Here is a 15,632-nt window from a genome sequence, read left to right as displayed (position 1 = left end):
GGACATGCGGGGACGTTCTCGCGTTGGCGATCGTGCTGTCCGTCTCGTTGGGGTTCGCTGCGCTCACCCCAACCTACGTGTTGGCCGTGCGCTCAATCGATGCGCGTATCGACCGACACCGCTTCCCACGTATCGATATCCACCAGCATCTTCTGCGCATGCCCGCGGATCGCATCGACCGCATCGCGTCCCAGCGCCAGGCGCAGCGGGGTGTCGTCGGCTTCCAGCGCCTTGGCGATCGCGGCGGCGGCCTTGAGCGGGTCGCCTTCCTGGGTCTGGTGCATGCCGTGCGCGAACTGGCGCGTGGCGCCCACGGTGTCGGCATAGGCCGGCAGTTCCGGCATGTAGCGCATGCCGCCGCCAGCCAGGTTGGTGCGGAATTGCCCGGGTTCCACGATCAGCACCTTGATGCCGAACGGCGCCACTTCGCCGGCCAGTGCCTCGGACAGGCCTTCCAGCGCGAACTTGCTGGCGGAGTAGGCGCTGAAGCCGGCGAACGAAAGCTGTCCGCCCAGGCTGGTGATATTGACGATGGCGCCGCTGCGCTGCGCGCGCAGCAGCGGCAGCGCGGCGCGGATCACGCCGGCGGCGCCGAAGAAATTGGTGTCCATCAGCGCGCGCAGTTCGGCGTCGGGGGTTTCCTCCACCGCGCCGACCACGCTGTAGCCGGCGTTGTTGATCACGATATCCAGGCGGCCGAAGCGCTCGACGCCGGCCATGATCGCGGGGTCGGCCTCGTCCGGCTGGGCCACGTCCAGGCGCTGCGCCAGCACGCGGTCCGGCGCCAGCTTTACCAGCGGGGCCAGGCGCGCGGTGTCGCGCGCGGTGGCGACGACGCTGTCGCCGCGGCCCAGCGCGTAGCGCGCGAAGGCATCGCCGAAACCGCTCGATGCGCCGGTGATGAACCAGACTTTGCCTGCCATGGAAGCCCCCGTAATCACGGTCAAGGAACGCACTCCGCGTTCCGGAGCGGCGATGCTAGCGGATCGCCGCGCGAGTTGTCGGGATGCCTTGTGGCACGTGAAGCGCGCGTCAGTGCGACAGCGCGCGCTCGATCGCTTTTTCCGCCAGCGGCGCCATGCGCGCATAGCCGGCGGGCGTGGGATGCACGCCGTCGCCGGCCAGTTCCGCGTCGAGGCCGCCATCCTGGTTGGCCATGGCGCTGTAGTAGTCCAGATACACGGCGCCGTTGGCCGCGGCGTACTGCTTGATCCACGCATTCAGCGCGCGCACCTTGTCCGCCGGCTGCAGGCCGCGGCGCCACGGGTAGTCGCTGACGGGAAGAATGGAAGCGAGGATCACGCGGATATGGTGGGCGCGCGCCAGCTCCGCCATCGAGCGCAGGTTGTCCTCGATCATCTCCGGCGTGCTCACGCCGCTGTTGCCGGCGATGTCGTTGGTGCCGGCCAGGATCAGCACGGCCGCGGGCTTGAGGTCGATCACGTCCTGGCGGAAGCGCACCAGCATCTGCGGCGTGGTCTGGCCGGCGATGCCGCGGTTCACGTAGGGCTTGCCGGGAAAGAACGCGGTGTCCTGCTGGCGGCCCCAGTTGTCGGTGATGGAGTCGCCGTAGAACACCACGCGCCGCTCGCCGGGCCTGGGCGCTTCGAGGTGCGCATTGGCTTCGCGGTAGCGCGCGAGCTGCGGCCAGTCGGCCAGGCGCTGCTGCAGCGAGGCGATGTCGTCGGGTGCGAGCGAGGATGGCGCGGCGGTGTAGAGCGGGTCGATCGCTTCGGGCCTTGATTGATCGGGCCTGGGTTGATCGAGCCTGGGTTGATCGGTCCTGGATTGATCGGGCGAGGCGTGGTCCTGGGCCGAGGCGATGGGCGCGATCAGGACAAGAGCGAGCAGCAGGGTACGGATACGGAAGGCTGGCACGGCGTGGTTCCGTTTGGACGTCCGAACGACGGGAACGTCCCTTGTAGCCGGTTCACCACGCCGATGCGAGCGGCGCGCGCACGCTTTCAGGGGTCGGGGTTCTGCTCGAACTTGCCCAGCACCTGCCACAGGTTGGCCAGCTCGCGCGCCACGTCGGCGCGGTCGCCGTCGCTGATATTGGTGATCAGCACGCGGCCGGTGCCGGTGGTGGGGTTGAACGACATCTGCACCGTGACGCCGGCATCGCCGCCGTTATGGCCCAGCTCGCCGCCGGCGGTGCGCTGCCAGAACAGGCCCTGGTCCAGGCCATCGCCCGCGCGCACGCCCTTGGGCTGCTCGCCCTTCGGCCAGGCGGGGCCGAACATGGTCTTGTACGAGGCTGCCGACAGCAGCCCGGCGCGGCCGCCGTAGCCGCTGATCATCTCGGCCAGGAACTTGCCCACGTCGTTGCACGAGGAGTACAGGCCGCTGGCCGCGTAGGACGGGAAGCTGTACGGCGCCAGCGGCTTCTTGTTCTTGTCGTACAGCGTGGCCTGCGGGCCCTGCGTGTCGGACGGCGTCCAGCCGGTGGCGTTCATGCCGAGCTTCTGGAAGATGCGTTCGCGCGTGACCATGCGGTACGGGCTGCCGGCCTTGTATTCCACCGCCAGCGCGACCACGGCCGAGCCGAGGTTGCTGTAGCGGTAGGTGCTGCCGGGCGCGGTCCTGGCGAAGTTGGCCTCGTTGTAGCTGGCGCCCATCGGCTCGAGATAGGCCTTGAGCAGGCTGCGCGTGTCGAACGAGGCGGGCGTGCCCTTGCCGTAGCTCTGCGTGTAGAACGGCTCGCGGTCGACGATGCCGGAGCTGTGCGTGGCGAGCTGGCGCAGGGTGATGGCGCTGGAGGCGTAGTGCGGGTTGTGCACGTCGAACGGCAGCTGGCGGCTTACGTCGGTATCCAGCGACAGCGCGCCGATCTGCACCTGCTGCATCAGCGCCACCGCCAGCACCGGCTTGGCGATCGAGGCCACGGGCTGCACGGTGTCCGGCGTATACGGGCGCTTGCTGGCCAGGTCCGCATAGCCGAAGCCCTTGGCGTAGCGCACGCCGGCGCGGTCGACGACGGCCACGCAATAGCCCGGCAGCGTGGACTTCGCCTGCAGTTCGTCCAGCGCCTTCTGCAGGGTGGACGGCGTGGTGGCGGCGGCCGTGCGCGGCAGCGCCCGCGCGGGCAGGCCGGCGGCCAGGCTCAGCGCGGCGGCGAGCGCGCAGGCGGAGAAGCGGGCCAAGGCATGGCCCGCGCTGCGACCCGGCAGGGTCGGCGGCGTGGTGTCGAGGTGCATGGGTTCCCTGTTCGTCCTGAAGCAATGGGGCTCCTGGGTCACGCATTTTAGCCGGGGCGGGGACCCGGATGGGGCAATTTTCGTGCGGCGCAGCACGAAAGCCGAGGCAGGCGCCTGGCTGGGTCCGCTCAGAACAGCTTGCGGTAGACCACGAAGCCGGAGTGCTCGGCCACCTGGTCGTACAGCCGCATGGCCGTGGCGTTGGTGTGGTGGGTATGCCAGTACACCCGCGGCGAGCCGGCCTGGCGGGCCTGCGCGTAAACGGCCTCGATCAGCGCCTTGCCCACGCCGCGGCCGCGGGCGGCCTCGGCGGTGAACAGATCCTGCAGATAGCAGTTCAGGCCGATCGCGGTGGTGTTGCGGTGGAACAGGTAATGCGCCAGCCCCAGCAGCGCGCCGCCGCTTTCGGCCACCAGCGCATGCACCGGTTCGCCCTCGTCGAAGAAGCGTTCCCAGGTGGTGCGGGTGATTTCCTCCGGCAGCGCGGTGGGGCCGGAGCGGCCGTAGAAGGCGTTGTAGCCGTCCCACAGCGGGGTCCAGGCGGCGAGGTCGCTGCGGCGGATGGGGCGGACGATGACGGGGTGGGGCACGAAGGATCCTCAGGCGGCCGCTGCGCTCGCCGGTGTCTTCAGGGGCCGGCGCTCTCGCGCGCCACGCGGCGGCGGTGCCGCCACCACAGCACCAGCACCACCGCCAGGACGATGCCGCCCAGCGCCCACAGGCTGCTCTGGCCGCGGCGGATCCACATCACCAGCCACTCGTGGTTGTTGGCGCCGAAATAGCCCAGGTAGACCCAGATCGGCACGCTGATCAGCGCGGCCAGGCCGTCCAGCAGGAAGAAGCGCATGAACGACACGCGGTGGGTGGTGCCGGCGGTGATGTACACCGCGGTGCGCATGCCGGGCAGGAAGCGCGCGATGAACATCAGGCGGTTGCCGTAGCGCTCGAATTTTTCCTGCACCTTGGCGTAGCGCTCCGGCGTGAGCACGCGCGCCACCACGCGCCATTGCAGGATGCGTGCGCCGTAATGATGGCCGAGCAGGAACATGCCCGCGTCGCCCAGCAGCACGCCGACCATCGACACCGCGAACATGATGTGCACGTTGCCGTAGCCCAGGCCCGTGATGACGCCGCCGGCGACCAGGGTGATGTCCTCCGGCAACGGCGCGCCGGCACCGCACAGCAGCAGTGCGATGAAGACGGCGGCGTAGCCGTTCTCGGCGAACAGCGTGACGAGTCGTTCAAGCAGATCCATCGACGTCCTTGCCTGGTCGAGCCCCGGCGGAAAGCGAGGGGCGATGATCCCACAGGCGAGCCATTCCATGGGCGCCGGCCGGCGGGGGCGAAGCGGGGGAGCATAACCGCATGGCGCTTCAGTTGGATGTGGCGGGAGGTGGGGCCACGCGCAAGGCCAGCAGCTCGCGCAGCTCCGCTTTCTCCGCGCCGTCGAGCGTGCCTTCGCGGCTGCGCGCGATGAGGAATTCGCGGCGCTGCTCGGTGGCCTGGTGTTCCATGCGCTGCAGCGCGTCGAAGAACTCCACGCGTTGCAGCTCGGGCTCGCCGACCACGGTGGCGGCCATCAGTTTTTGCAGTGCGGGATACTCCGGGCGCTCGGCGAAGTGCTCCACCAGCACCACCGGGTTGATGCCAGGGCGCGCGCGGCACAGGTCGATCAGTTCGGCGAGCAGCTCGATGCCGGGCTTGTCCAGGCGCAGGAAACCGTACGGCCGCACGACCTCGTCGGCCATGCCCGGCTGGGTCAGCAGCAGCGCGATGGCGCTGCGCACCAGGCTGCGCTGCACCGCCACCGGTCGCTGCGCGGCGCGGCGCGGCGCGGCATCGGCCTGCAGCACGGCGCGGGCGCCGGTGCGGCGTTCCAGGTCCTGCGCCATCAGGTCGCGGAAGGCGCCGTCGGGCAGGCGGGCGATCAGCGGGCGGGCGCGCTCGGCCAGGCGGGCGCGGCCGTCGAGGCTGCCGATGTCCACTTCGTGGGCCAGTTCGCCGAAGAAATATTCCGACAGCGGGGTGGCGTTCTTCAGGCGCTGCTCGAAGCCCTGCTTGCCTTCCTTGCGAATCAACGTATCCGGGTCTTCGCCGTCGGGCAGGAACAGGAAATACGCCTGGCGGCCGTCGCGCAGGCGCGGCAGCGCGGCTTCCAGGGCCTTCCAGGCAGCGGCGCGGCCAGCGCGGTCGCCGTCGAAGCAGAACACCACGTCGGGCGCGGCGCGGAACAGCACTTCGGTGTGGTCCGGCGTGGTGGCCGTGCCCAGGGTGGCCACCGCGATCGGCAGGCCAGCCTGGTGCATGGCGATCACGTCCATATAGCCCTCGACCACCACGATGCGCGCCAGGTTGCTGTTGGCCTGCTTTACCTGCCACAGCGCGAACAGCTCGCGGCCCTTGTGGAACAGCGCGGTCTCGGGCGAGTTGAGGTATTTCGGCCCCTGCTCGGACTGCAGCACCCGGCCGCCGAAGGCGATCACGCGGCCGCGGCGGTCGAGGATGGGGAACATCAGGCGTTCGCGGAAACGGTCGTATTTGTTGCCGCGCTCGTTGCTGGCGACCATGCCGGCGTCGTTGAGCAGCTGCATGCGCTTGGCATCGGTGCCCAGCGCCTTCAGCACGCCGTCGAAACCGGCCGGCGCCCAGCCGATGCGGAAGCGCGCGATGGTGTCGGCGTCGAGGCCGCGCTTCTTGCAGTAGGCCTGCGCCTCGGGGCTGTGCGGCAGCTGGCCTTCGTACCAGCGGGCGGCGCTGTCGAGCAGGCTGTAGAGGTCGGACTTGTCTTCGCGCGGGGCGTTGTCGCGGCCGCCTTCGAAAGGCACTTTCAGGCCGACCGACTGCGCCAGTTCCTCCACCGCATCGGGGAATTCCAGGCGGTCGTAGTCCATCAGGAACTTGATCGCGCTGCCGTGCGCGCCGCAGCCGAAGCAGTGGAAGAACTGCTTGGCCGGGCTGACGTAGAACGAGGGCGAGCGCTCGTTGTGGAACGGGCAGCAGGCGGTCCATTCGCGCCCGGCCTTCTTCAACGGCACGCGCCGCTCGATCACGTCGACGATGTCGACGCGGGAGAGCAGTTCGTCGATGAAGGTGTCGGGGATACGGCCGCGCATAAGCTCTCTAGTGTACGGGTGCGGTCAAGGGGCGGGGCCGGCTTATGCTGGTGGTCCATCGTCGGGGGAGGCGGGCATGGCGGCAAGTGCACAGGTGCGTTTCAGGCCGGCGGCGGCGGGGGATGTGGCGGCGGCGGTGCCGCTGATCCACAGTTCGGGGCCGGGGGCGTTCGAATACGTGTTCGCGGTGCCGGGACGCAGCGATGCGCAGGCCTTCCTGCGCCACGCCTTTGTCGACGGCGCCGGCGAATTCGGCTGGCGCAACCACTGCGTGGGGGAGTTGCACGGGCGGGTGGTGGCGGTCGGCGCCGGCTACGGGGCGTCGGCGCAGTGGGCGTTCACCTTGGCGGCGGCGCGGCAGATCCTGGCTTTCTTCGGCTGGCGGCATGCGGGCGGGGTGATCGCGCGCGGCCTGCGGGTGGAGGGGGTGATCAGGCCGCCGTCGGGGCGGATGCATTACCTGGCCCACCTGGGCGTGGAGCCCGCCCTGCGCGGGCGCGGCATCGGCGCGGCGCTGATCGAGCATCTGGCCGCGCAGGCTGCCGCTTCGGGGCGCATGCCGCTGGCGCTGGATGTGGCGGTAACCAATCCGCGCGCGCAGGCGCTGTACGAGCGCTGCGGCTTTGCGGTGACCGGGGAGCGGCCCTCCGCCCTGGCCGATGCGCGGGGACAGGTGCCCCCGCATCGGCGCATGGAGCGGTGGGGCCAGGTGATGGGGAACTAGGCGATGTGGAAGATGCCGACCACGGCCAGCAGCGCGATCAGGAACAGGATCACGAAGATCGCGAACAGGACCTTGGCGATGGTACCGGTGATGCCGGAGACCGAGTAGAAACCCAGCCAGCCGGTGACCAGCGAAACGATGGCGAAGATGATGGCCCACTTGAGCATGCGTCTCTCCTTCTCGTAGGCCGCGGCAGCGGCATCCGCGAGGGTGGCCGTGCCGGCGTGAAGGACTTGGCTGGATAATGCGTGGGCGGCGTCATGCCGCGACGCGGCTTTAACGCCGCGTTGGAAACGGTTTAGTTCGGAGATAACGCCATGTTGACGGCGATGATGTTGCGCGCGCAGCGCGCGATCGTGCGGCGCTTCGAGGAAGCGGGCGCGACGAGTACGGAATCGGCGCGCGGCGCCGAGGAGCTGAAACTGACCCCGGGCATTGCCTGGTACCAGCTGGTGGAGCGCGGCGTGCTGCGCTGCCCGGGCGAGGGGCGCTATTTCCTGGACCGCGAGCGCTGGGAGCAGGTGAGCAGCCAGCGCCGCCACCACGCATGGGTGATGGTGGTGGCCGTAATCGCGCTGGTGCTGCTGCTGTTCTGGCTGCGTACGGCGGGCGGCCTGGGCCACTAGGGGCCTTAAGTGAGGCAGGCCTCAGGTGAGGCGGGCCTCAGGCGAGGCGGGCCTTCACGCGGGCCGAGACCACGGCCATGTCGGCGCGGCCGGCGGACTGCTGCTTCACCGCGGTGACCACCTTGCCCATGTCGCGGGCGGAGCTGGCGCCGGTGCTGGCGATGGCGGCGGTGATCAGCTCGTCGATCTCCGCTTCGCTGAGCTTGGCCGGCAGGTAGGTCTCGATCACGGCGACTTCGGCGCGCTCGGCGTCGGCCAGGTCCTGGCGCTGGGCGGCGTCGAACTGGGTGATCGAATCGCGGCGCTGCTTGAGCATCTTTTCCAGCACGGCCAGGGTCTGCACGTCGTCCAGCTCGATGCGCTCGTCCACTTCGCGCTGCTTGATCGAGGCCAGGATCAGGCGGATCACGGCGAGGCGGGCCTTGTCGCCGCCGCGCATGGCGTTCTTCATGTCTTCTTGGAGCTGTTGCCTGAGGGACATGTCACTCTCCGGGGAGGGGGCTGTTGGCGTGAAGGAAACGCATAAAGCCGGCGTTGCCTGAGGCAACGCCGGCCGATGCTGGAGCGATAAGGCAGCGGCTGCGGATGCTCGCGCCGGCTGCCGTGGCATGAAAGGTGGCAGGCGGCGCCGCTGGCGCCAGGCCTCGACCTTTGCGTCCGCCGAAGGGCGGACGGCAGCCTCAGTACAGGCGCGTGCGACGCGAGGTGTCGCGCGAGAGACGGCGCAGGTGACGCTTCACCGCGGCGGCGCGCTTGCGCTTACGCTCCTGGGTCGGCTTTTCGTAGAACTCGCGCTTGCGGGTCTCGGCCAGGACGCCGGCCTTTTCACAAGTACGCTTGAAGCGACGCAGGGCAAGCTCGAACGGCTCGTTCTCGCGGACTTTTACGCTGGGCATGGAAACTCCGAGTGGTAAACTTGCCCGTCTGATCGGGCGAGCCGCGAAGTATAGCGTGGACACGAAGCAATTTTCAAAGCCCGTGCTGGGCATCGAGACGTCCTGCGACGAGACCGGGGTGGCCCTGCTGCGCTGGGAGCCCGCCGCGCCGGGCCGCGGCCTGCTGTCCCATGCCCTGTACAGCCAGATCAAGCTGCATGCCGACTACGGCGGCGTGGTGCCGGAACTGGCCAGCCGCGACCACGTGCGCAAGCTGCTGCCGCTGGTGCGCGAGGCCCTGGCCGAGGCCGGCCTGACCCCGCAGGACGTGGGCGGGGTGGCCTATACCGCCGGCCCCGGCCTGGTCGGGGCCCTGCTGGTGGGCGCCTCCGCCGCCCGGGCCATGGCCTGGGCGCTGGGCGTGCCGGCCATCGGCGTGCACCACATGGAAGGCCACCTGCTGGCCCCGCTGCTGGAGGAGGACCCGCCGGAGCCGCCGTTCGTGGCCCTGCTGGTCTCGGGCGGGCATTCCATGCTGGTGGAAGTGCAGGGCATCGGCCGCTACAAGATCCTGGGCGACACCCTGGACGACGCCGCCGGCGAAGCCTTCGACAAGACCGCCAAGCTGATGGGCCTGCCGTATCCCGGCGGCCCGGCGCTGGCCGCGCTGGCCCAGCAGGGGCGGGCGGGCGTGTTCCGCTTCTCGCGGCCGATGACCGACCGGCCCGGGCTGGATTTCAGCTTCTCGGGCCTGAAGACCCAGGTGCTGCTGGCGTGGCAGCAGTCGGACCAGTCCGAGCAGACCCGCGCCGACATCGCCCGCGCCTTCGAGGAAGCCATCGTCGACACCCTGGCGATCAAGTGCCGCCGCGCCCTGCAGGCCGCCGGCGCCCGACGGCTGGTGATCGCCGGCGGCGTGGGCGCCAACAAGCGCCTGCGCGCGGAGCTGGCCGAGGCCGGCGCCAAGGAAGGTTTCCGCGTGTATTTCCCGCGCCTGGCCTTCTGTACCGACAACGGCGCGATGATCGCCCTGGCCGGCGCGATCCGCCTCGCCGCCGGCCAGCAGCAGGACGAAAGCGTGCAGGTCTTCCCGCGCTGGGACCTGGAAACCCTGCCGGCAGTTTAGGCGCGCGTGATGCGCGCCAGGGAATAGGGAATCGTCAATAGGGAATAGGAAAAGCGGCGCGCGACGAGACGAAGCGCTACGCTTTTCCTATTCCCTACTCTCTATTCCCTGTTCCCGCCCAAAGAGCCATGGACATCGTTTTCATCGAAGACCTGCGCATCGACACCGTCATCGGCATCTACGACTGGGAGCGCCGCGTGCGGCAGACGCTGTCGTTCGACCTGGAAATGGCCTTCGACAACACCCGGCCCGCGGCCAGCGACGACATCGCCGACACGCTCAACTACAAGGACGTGTCCAAGCGCCTGATCGAATACGTGGAAACCTCCAGCTTCGGCCTGGTCGAGACGCTGGCCGAGCGCTGCGCGGCGATCGTGCGCGAGGAATTCGGCGTGGCCTGGGTGCGGCTGAAGCTGTCCAAGCCCGGCGCGGTGCGCGGCGCCCGTTCGGTGGGCGTGCGCATCGAGCGCGGCGTGCGTCCGGGCTGAGCGGCGGCATGGCACGCGTTTACCTGAGCCTGGGTTCCAACCAGCAGCCGCGGCGGTATCTGCGCGCCGCACTGGACGAACTGCGCGCGCGCTTCGGCGCCATCGAGGTGTCGCCGGCCTACCGCAGCAAGGCGGTGGGTTTCGACGGGCCGGACTTCGTCAACCTGGCGGTGGGCCTGGATACCGAGCTGGCGCCGGAAGCGCTCAACGACTGGCTGCACGCGCTGGAAGACCGCCACGGGCGCCGCCGCGACGTGCCGCGCTATTCCGACCGCACGCTGGACGTGGATATCGTGCTGTACGGCGACCTGGTGCGGCAGGGCGAAGGGCACCTGGACATTCCGCGCAAGGAACTCAAGCACGCCTTCGTGCTGCGGCCGATCGCCGACATCGCGCCAGGCTTGCGCCACCCTGTCGACGGGCGAAGCATGGCCGAGCTGTGGGCGGCTTTTCCCGCGGCGAGCGAGCCGCTGACGGTCGAGCCGCTGTAAGGACGCACTGTCGCGTTTCCGGCGCAGATGCTAGAAATCGCGGCGCAACTTTCACCAAGGGACGAGGTAGGGGATATGGCAGGCAAGTTTGCGCGCAGTTGGAATCTGATGAAGGCGAGCGCGGCGGTGCTGCGTTCGGACAAGGCGTTGATGATGTTCCCGCTGCTGTCGGGATTGTGCTGCCTGCTGGTGGCGGCAAGCTTCATCATCCCCATTGCCATTGCGGCGGCGGGCATGGAGCACGTGAGCCGCGACAAGCTGCCGCTCGGCTGGTACGTGGCGACGTTCGCGTTCTACCTGGTGCAGTACTTCGTGATCATCTTCTTCAACACCGCGCTCGCCGGCGCGGCGCTGCAGCGCCTGCGCGGCGAAGAGACCAGCCTGGCGGCCGGTTTCGCCATCGCCAAGTCGCGCGTCGGCGCGATCTTCGGCTATGCGCTGATCGCCGCCACGGTGGGCCTGTTCCTGCGCGCGCTGCAGGAGCGGCTGGGTTTCGTCGGCCGCATCGTGGCCGGCCTGCTCGGCCTGGCCTGGACGGTGGCCACCTTCCTGGTGGTGCCGGTGCTGGCCAGCGAGGAGATCGGTCCGATGGAAGCGGTGAAGCGCAGCGTGGAGCTGCTCAAGCGCACCTGGGGCGAAAACCTGATCGGCAACGCCGGGATCGGCGTGGTGTTCGGGTTGCTGAGCTTCGTGTTGATCGTGGTCATGGGCGCCCTGGTGGTCGGTGCGCTGACGACGGAGTCGCTGCCGCTGATCGTGGCGGCCATCGCGGTGGCGGTGGTGAGCCTGATCGTGCTGGCGCTGGTGCAGGCTTCGCTGCAGGGCATCTATTCGGCGGCGCTGTACCAGTACGCCGAAGAGGGCAAGGTCGGCGGCGGTTTCGACCAGGCGCTGCTGGAGCAGGCGTTCCGCACCAAGAGCTGATGCGCGCGCCAGTGCGTATCCGGAAGGGCGGCAGCGATGCCGCCCTTTTTCATGGCATCAGATCGACAGCGAGCGGCCGCCGTCGATGCGGATGACCTGGCCGGTGACGAAGGGCGCGTCGCGCAGCAGCCACAGCACGGCGCCGGCCACGTCCTGCGGCGAACCGGCGCGCCGTAGCGGCGTGCGCGCGAGCATGGCCTGCTGGTCGTCGTAGGGCTTGCCGTCGCTGGGCCACATCACCGCGCCGGGGGCGATGCCGTTGACGCGGATGTCGGGGGCCAGATCCAGCGCCAGCGAGCGCGTCATCGCGGCGAGCGCGGCTTTGGCCATGCAATAGATGGGGTGGTTGGCGAGCGGGCGTTCGGCGTAGACGTCGATCAGGTTGACGATGGCGCCATGCGTTTCGCGTAGCGCCGGGGTGGCGGCCTGGGCGAGGAAGAACGGAGCCTGCGCGTTGGAGGCGAACAGTTCGTTCCATTGCGCGGTGGTGGCGCTGCCGACCGGGGTGGGAAAGAAGGCGGAGGCGTTGTTGACCAGGGCGTCGAGGCGGCCGTAGTGCTGCAGCGCCTGTTTGATCATCGCGGGCAGGCCGTCGAGGTCCGCCAGTTCGCCCTGGATGGCCAGCGTGCTGCCCGCGCGCTGGTGTTCCAGTTCGGCCGCAAGCGCGACGGCTTCGTTGACCGAGCTGCGGAAATGCAGGACGAGGTCGTAGCCCGCCGCATGCAGCGTGCGCGCAATCTCCGCGCCGACGCGCTTGACGCCGCCGGTGATCAAGGCGACGGGGCGTTCCTGACGTGGCGGCATGCGCGGCTCCTGCGGGCGAAACAGCCGGCAGCTTGCCGGAAAGCGTGCGGGAGGTCATCCCGCGCCGCGACGTTTTCTATTTCGGCGGATGGTGCTTGTCGCTGCGCGAGCGCGTCACGCGCGCCATCACGCGCGCGGCGCCGGTCGCGGTTTTCTCCACCACCGCATTGCGGGCGCGGCGCACGGCGCCGGGTTGGCGTTCGGCGGCAGCGGCGAGGCGCGCGTCTTCGCCGCCGCCTTCGAAGTCGAAATCTCCGCCGAACATCGAGATGGCGGTGCTCGCTACTTGTCCCGTGTCGTAATACGCGTAAGCGCCGACGCCGAGCGCACCCACCACCGGCAGCCAGCGCGACAGGCCCTTGCCTACCGTGCGCTGGGTGATCTTCACGCCGACGCGCTTGGCCACGCGCTCGGCCACCGCGTACGACATGCGGCGGAACAGCAGGCGGTCGCCCATGCGCACCACCAGGTCGCGGAACGCCTGCGCGGCGGTGTGGCGGAACAGGCACCACAGCATCTGTTCGCGGCCCAGTTCCGCGTGGCGGCCGTAGGCGGCGGCGATGTCGCTGACCATCTGCGCCTGGATCTTCCAGATCGCGATCAGCTCCGGCAGCACGGTAAGCCAGCCCAGCGGTCCCGGCGGCAGCGCCAGCGAGCCGGCGGTGAGCGCGGCGCGCTGCGCGGCGCGGTTGGCGATGCGGCGTGCCTCGGTCTCCGGCTCGCCGCTGGGGTCGACCTTGCTGCCCGGGATGTCGCTGACGAAGTCGAGGATCGCGCGGGTCACGCGGCTGTGGTCTTCCGCGGTGATCACGGCGGGGAGTTGCTTGCGGTCGTCGCTCATGCGGGCCTCGGGGACTGGGGTGCCTGGTCGCGGGTGGAGTCTAGGCGTTGTCGATGAAGCCGTTGCGAATGCTGCGCCGTTATCGGCCGGTGCAGCCGCAACCGATTGTTCCCGCAAGATATTGCGCTCGAAAGCATGACTTTCGGGGCAGGTAAATGAAAGGTAGGACTGGCAACGTTATAACGTATCGAAACGCAGCCGCCCTCCACCTACTCCCCGAGTGACCGATGAAGCACACCCTGCTCGCCCTCAGCCTTGCCGCCGCCTTGTTCGCCGCCGCCGCCCAGGCCGCCGACACCGATACCACCGGCACGGACACCAACAGCGGCGCACGCAACAAGCCGCCGGCCAAGGTGCAGCAGCTGGGGGCGATCGACGTGAGCGCCGCGCTGGATATCTCGCGCAACGCGCTGTCGCCGGATACCGGCAGCAGCCAGTACGTGATCGACCAGAAGGCCATCGCGCAGCTGCCGCTGGGCGACAGCACGCCGGTGAACCAGGTGCTGCTGCAGGCGCCGGGCGTGGTGCAGGACTCCTACGGCGGCCTGCACGTGCGCGGCGACCACGCCAACCTGCAATACCGCATCGACGGCGTGATCATTCCCGAATCGATCTCCGGCTTCGGCCAGACCCTCGACACCCGCACCATCAAGAACGTGAAGCTGCTCGACGGCGCGCTGCCCGCGCAGTACGGCCTGCGCACCGCCGCGGTGGTCGACATCAGCACCAAGAGCGGCCACGACCTGGGCAATGGCGGCAGCGTCGGCATCACCGGCGGCTCGTTCGGCACGCTCAATCCGAATGCCTCGTTGTGGGGCAGCACCGACCGCTGGAGCTACTTCCTCACCGCCAACTATCTGGAAAGCGACGTCGGCATCGAAAACCCCACGCCGAGCCGCAAGCCGATCCACGACCACACCAACCAGGTGAAGGCGTTCGGCGACATCTCGTACCTGATCGACAACCAGACCCGCCTGAGCTTCCTGTTCGGCATGGCCAACAGCCGCTTCCAGATCCCGAACAACCCGGGCCAGACGCCGACCTTCGGCTATCTGGACGTCACCGATTTCGATTCGGCCAAGCTCAACGAACAGCAGCGCGAAAACACCCGCTTCGGCGTGCTCGCCCTGCAGGGCAAGCTCGGCGCCACCGACTACCAGGTGTCGGTCGGCCAGCGCTATTCCAGCCTGACGTTCACGCCGGACATGATCGGCGACCTGATGTTCAACGGCGTCGCTTCCGGCATCAACCGCAGCAACCGCGCCAGCACCCTGCAGGCGGATTTCGCCACCCCGCTGGGCGATGCCCACACGCTGCGCTACGGCGTGTACGGCAGCTTCGAGCGCGCGCCCAGCAGCACCAGCGCCTGGGTGTTCCCGGTCGATGCCGACGGCAACCAGTCCAGCACTACGCCGATCAATATCCTCGACGGCAACCGCCTCACCGCCAAGACCTGGTCCGGCTACGTGCAGGACGAATGGAGCATCGGCGAAAAGCTCACCGTGAACTACGGCCTGCGCGGCGACGTGTACAAGGCCTTCCGCACCGAAAGCCAGCTGAGCCCGCGCCTGGGCGCGGTCTACCAGGCCAGCGACGACACCACCCTGCACGCCGGTTACTCGCGCTACTTCACGCCGCCGGCGACCGAGGCGATCACCACCACCAATATCCAGAAGTTCGACGGCACCACCAATGCGCTGCCGGACAACGGCAGCAACACGCCGCTGGCCGAGCGCAGCGATTATTTCGACGCCGGCATCCAGCAGCGCATCGGTTCCTCGCTGACCCTGGGCCTGGATGCGTACTACCGCAAGGTGCGCCGCCTGCAGGACGAAGGCCAGTTCGGCGCCGCGCTGGTGTATTCCACCTTCAACTACGCCAAGGGCCGCATCCGCGGCGTGGAATTCACCGCCGACTACGACAACGGCCCGTGGTCGGCCTACTTCAACGTCGCGCTGTCGCAGGCGATGGGCGAGCGGGTGATCACCAGCCAGTACAACTTCGCGCCGGACGATCTGGCCTACGTGGCCGACCATTACATCCACCTGGACCACGACCAGAAGATCGCCTCCTCCGGCGGCGTGAGCTACGCCATCGATCCGGCCACCCGCGTCGGCGCCAATTACCTGTTCGGCAGCGGCCTGCGCCGCGACGGCACGGTGCCGAACGGCGCCTCGATGCCCGCCTACTTCCAGCTCAACCTCAGCCTGTCGCATGACTTCGAGTTCCAGAGCACCGGCAAGCTGCACACCCAGCTGGCCGTGATCAACGCGCTGGACCGCACCTACCAGCTGCGCGACGGCACCGGCATCGGCGTGGGCGCGCCGCAGTTCGGTCCGCGCCGCGGGCTGTACGCCACGGTGCAGAAGGACTTCTAAGCGGCTTGATGCACGAACGCCGCGCCCGCAAGGGCGCGGCGAGCG

General features: G+C 69.0%; 18 protein-coding genes. 7 read left to right on the top strand and 11 right to left on the bottom strand.

All coding sequences use genetic code 11. The features are described 5' to 3' along the window. Positions 1-92: 92 nt before the first annotated feature. The 6 genes from FHW85_RS11090 to dnaG all read right to left on the bottom strand — a co-directional run bounded on the left by FHW85_RS11090 (position 93) and on the right by dnaG (position 6,310). Positions 93-923 carry an oxidoreductase gene (locus FHW85_RS11090; RefSeq protein ID WP_168648271.1) on the bottom strand — a complete coding sequence of 277 codons (831 nt, stop codon included), beginning with the start codon at positions 921-923 and terminating at the stop codon, positions 93-95. Positions 924-1,032: 109 nt separating this feature from the next. After that, entirely contained in the window at positions 1,033-1,728 is a 696-nt protein-coding gene (locus FHW85_RS11085; protein WP_343203699.1) for an SGNH/GDSL hydrolase family protein, read from the bottom strand. A 236-nt stretch (positions 1,729-1,964) separates the two neighbouring features. Continuing rightward, a complete protein-coding gene (locus FHW85_RS11080) occupies positions 1,965-3,197 on the bottom strand; it encodes a serine hydrolase domain-containing protein (protein ID WP_168648270.1) in 1,233 nt (410 codons plus the stop codon). 128 nt (positions 3,198-3,325) lie between these two features. Next, positions 3,326-3,787, bottom strand: a complete 462-nt coding sequence (locus FHW85_RS11075; protein ID WP_168648269.1) for a GNAT family N-acetyltransferase — start codon at positions 3,785-3,787, stop codon at positions 3,326-3,328. A 38-nt stretch (positions 3,788-3,825) separates the two neighbouring features. After that, a complete protein-coding gene (locus FHW85_RS11070) occupies positions 3,826-4,452 on the bottom strand; it encodes a DedA family protein (protein ID WP_167253594.1) in 627 nt (208 codons plus the stop codon). A 118-nt stretch (positions 4,453-4,570) separates the two neighbouring features. Further along, a complete protein-coding gene (gene dnaG, locus FHW85_RS11065; protein WP_168648268.1) occupies positions 4,571-6,310 on the bottom strand; it encodes a DNA primase in 1,740 nt (579 codons plus the stop codon). 76 nt (positions 6,311-6,386) lie between these two features. Between dnaG and FHW85_RS11060 the strand changes: the two genes are divergently transcribed. Further along, positions 6,387-7,034, top strand: a complete 648-nt coding sequence (locus FHW85_RS11060) for a GNAT family N-acetyltransferase (RefSeq protein WP_168648267.1) — start codon at positions 6,387-6,389, stop codon at positions 7,032-7,034. Here FHW85_RS11060 and FHW85_RS11055 read toward each other — a convergent pair. Continuing rightward, positions 7,031-7,201, bottom strand: a complete 171-nt coding sequence (locus tag FHW85_RS11055) for a DUF1328 domain-containing protein (protein WP_167253600.1) — start codon at positions 7,199-7,201, stop codon at positions 7,031-7,033. The two genes, FHW85_RS11060 and FHW85_RS11055, sit on opposite strands and share 4 nt — an antisense overlap. Before the next feature lie 150 nt (positions 7,202-7,351). Here FHW85_RS11055 and FHW85_RS11050 point away from each other — a divergent pair, with 150 nt between their 5' ends. Then, the gene (locus FHW85_RS11050) at positions 7,352-7,660 is read left to right on the top strand and encodes a hypothetical protein (RefSeq protein ID WP_168648266.1); all 309 of its coding nucleotides are present in this window, start codon (positions 7,352-7,354) and stop codon (positions 7,658-7,660) included. Positions 7,661-7,697: 37 nt separating this feature from the next. On the opposite strand, the gene FHW85_RS11045 is transcribed toward FHW85_RS11050, so the two are convergent. Further along, positions 7,698-8,141 carry a GatB/YqeY domain-containing protein gene (locus tag FHW85_RS11045; protein WP_167253604.1) on the bottom strand — a complete coding sequence of 148 codons (444 nt, stop codon included), beginning with the start codon at positions 8,139-8,141 and terminating at the stop codon, positions 7,698-7,700. 199 nt (positions 8,142-8,340) lie between these two features. Then, complete coding sequence (rpsU, locus tag FHW85_RS11040; RefSeq protein WP_014404075.1) at positions 8,341-8,556, bottom strand: 30S ribosomal protein S21; 216 nt, start codon at positions 8,554-8,556, stop codon at positions 8,341-8,343. Between the two features lie 55 nt (positions 8,557-8,611). Between rpsU and tsaD the strand changes: the two genes are divergently transcribed. From tsaD to FHW85_RS11020, 4 genes are all read left to right on the top strand, one after another. Beyond that, positions 8,612-9,661 (top strand): tRNA (adenosine(37)-N6)-threonylcarbamoyltransferase complex transferase subunit TsaD, encoded by a 1,050-nt coding sequence (tsaD, locus tag FHW85_RS11035; RefSeq protein ID WP_343203692.1) that lies wholly within the window; start codon positions 8,612-8,614, stop codon positions 9,659-9,661. Positions 9,662-9,789: 128 nt separating this feature from the next. Continuing rightward, positions 9,790-10,149: a dihydroneopterin aldolase gene (folB, locus tag FHW85_RS11030; RefSeq protein WP_167253606.1), complete on the top strand. Its 360-nt coding sequence runs from the start codon at positions 9,790-9,792 to the stop codon at positions 10,147-10,149. An 8-nt stretch (positions 10,150-10,157) separates the two neighbouring features. Then, positions 10,158-10,640: a 2-amino-4-hydroxy-6-hydroxymethyldihydropteridine diphosphokinase gene (gene folK / locus FHW85_RS11025; protein WP_168648265.1), complete on the top strand. Its 483-nt coding sequence runs from the start codon at positions 10,158-10,160 to the stop codon at positions 10,638-10,640. Between the two features lie 75 nt (positions 10,641-10,715). Next, positions 10,716-11,564 (top strand): DUF6159 family protein, encoded by an 849-nt coding sequence (locus FHW85_RS11020; RefSeq protein WP_167253610.1) that lies wholly within the window; start codon positions 10,716-10,718, stop codon positions 11,562-11,564. Between the two features lie 57 nt (positions 11,565-11,621). Here the strand turns inward: FHW85_RS11020 and FHW85_RS11015 are convergent, their stop codons facing one another. Together FHW85_RS11015 and FHW85_RS11010 are read right to left on the bottom strand one after the other, a co-directional pair. Further along, complete coding sequence (locus FHW85_RS11015) at positions 11,622-12,368, bottom strand: pteridine reductase (protein WP_168648264.1); 747 nt, start codon at positions 12,366-12,368, stop codon at positions 11,622-11,624. A 76-nt stretch (positions 12,369-12,444) separates the two neighbouring features. After that, positions 12,445-13,209 (bottom strand): hypothetical protein, encoded by a 765-nt coding sequence (locus FHW85_RS11010; protein ID WP_168648263.1) that lies wholly within the window; start codon positions 13,207-13,209, stop codon positions 12,445-12,447. 227 nt (positions 13,210-13,436) lie between these two features. Between FHW85_RS11010 and FHW85_RS11005 the strand changes: the two genes are divergently transcribed. Beyond that, positions 13,437-15,587: a TonB-dependent receptor gene (locus FHW85_RS11005; RefSeq protein WP_168648262.1), complete on the top strand. Its 2,151-nt coding sequence runs from the start codon at positions 13,437-13,439 to the stop codon at positions 15,585-15,587. Positions 15,588-15,632: the final 45 nt, after the last annotated feature.

Origin of the sequence: Dyella sp. SG609 (genome assembly GCF_012275375.1) — a bacterium.
GTDB classification, from domain to species: domain Bacteria; phylum Pseudomonadota; class Gammaproteobacteria; order Xanthomonadales; family Rhodanobacteraceae; genus Dyella_D; species Dyella_D marensis.
The sequence above is the reverse complement of the archived record's forward strand: the minus strand, read 5'-3'. Positions and strand labels throughout refer to the sequence as shown.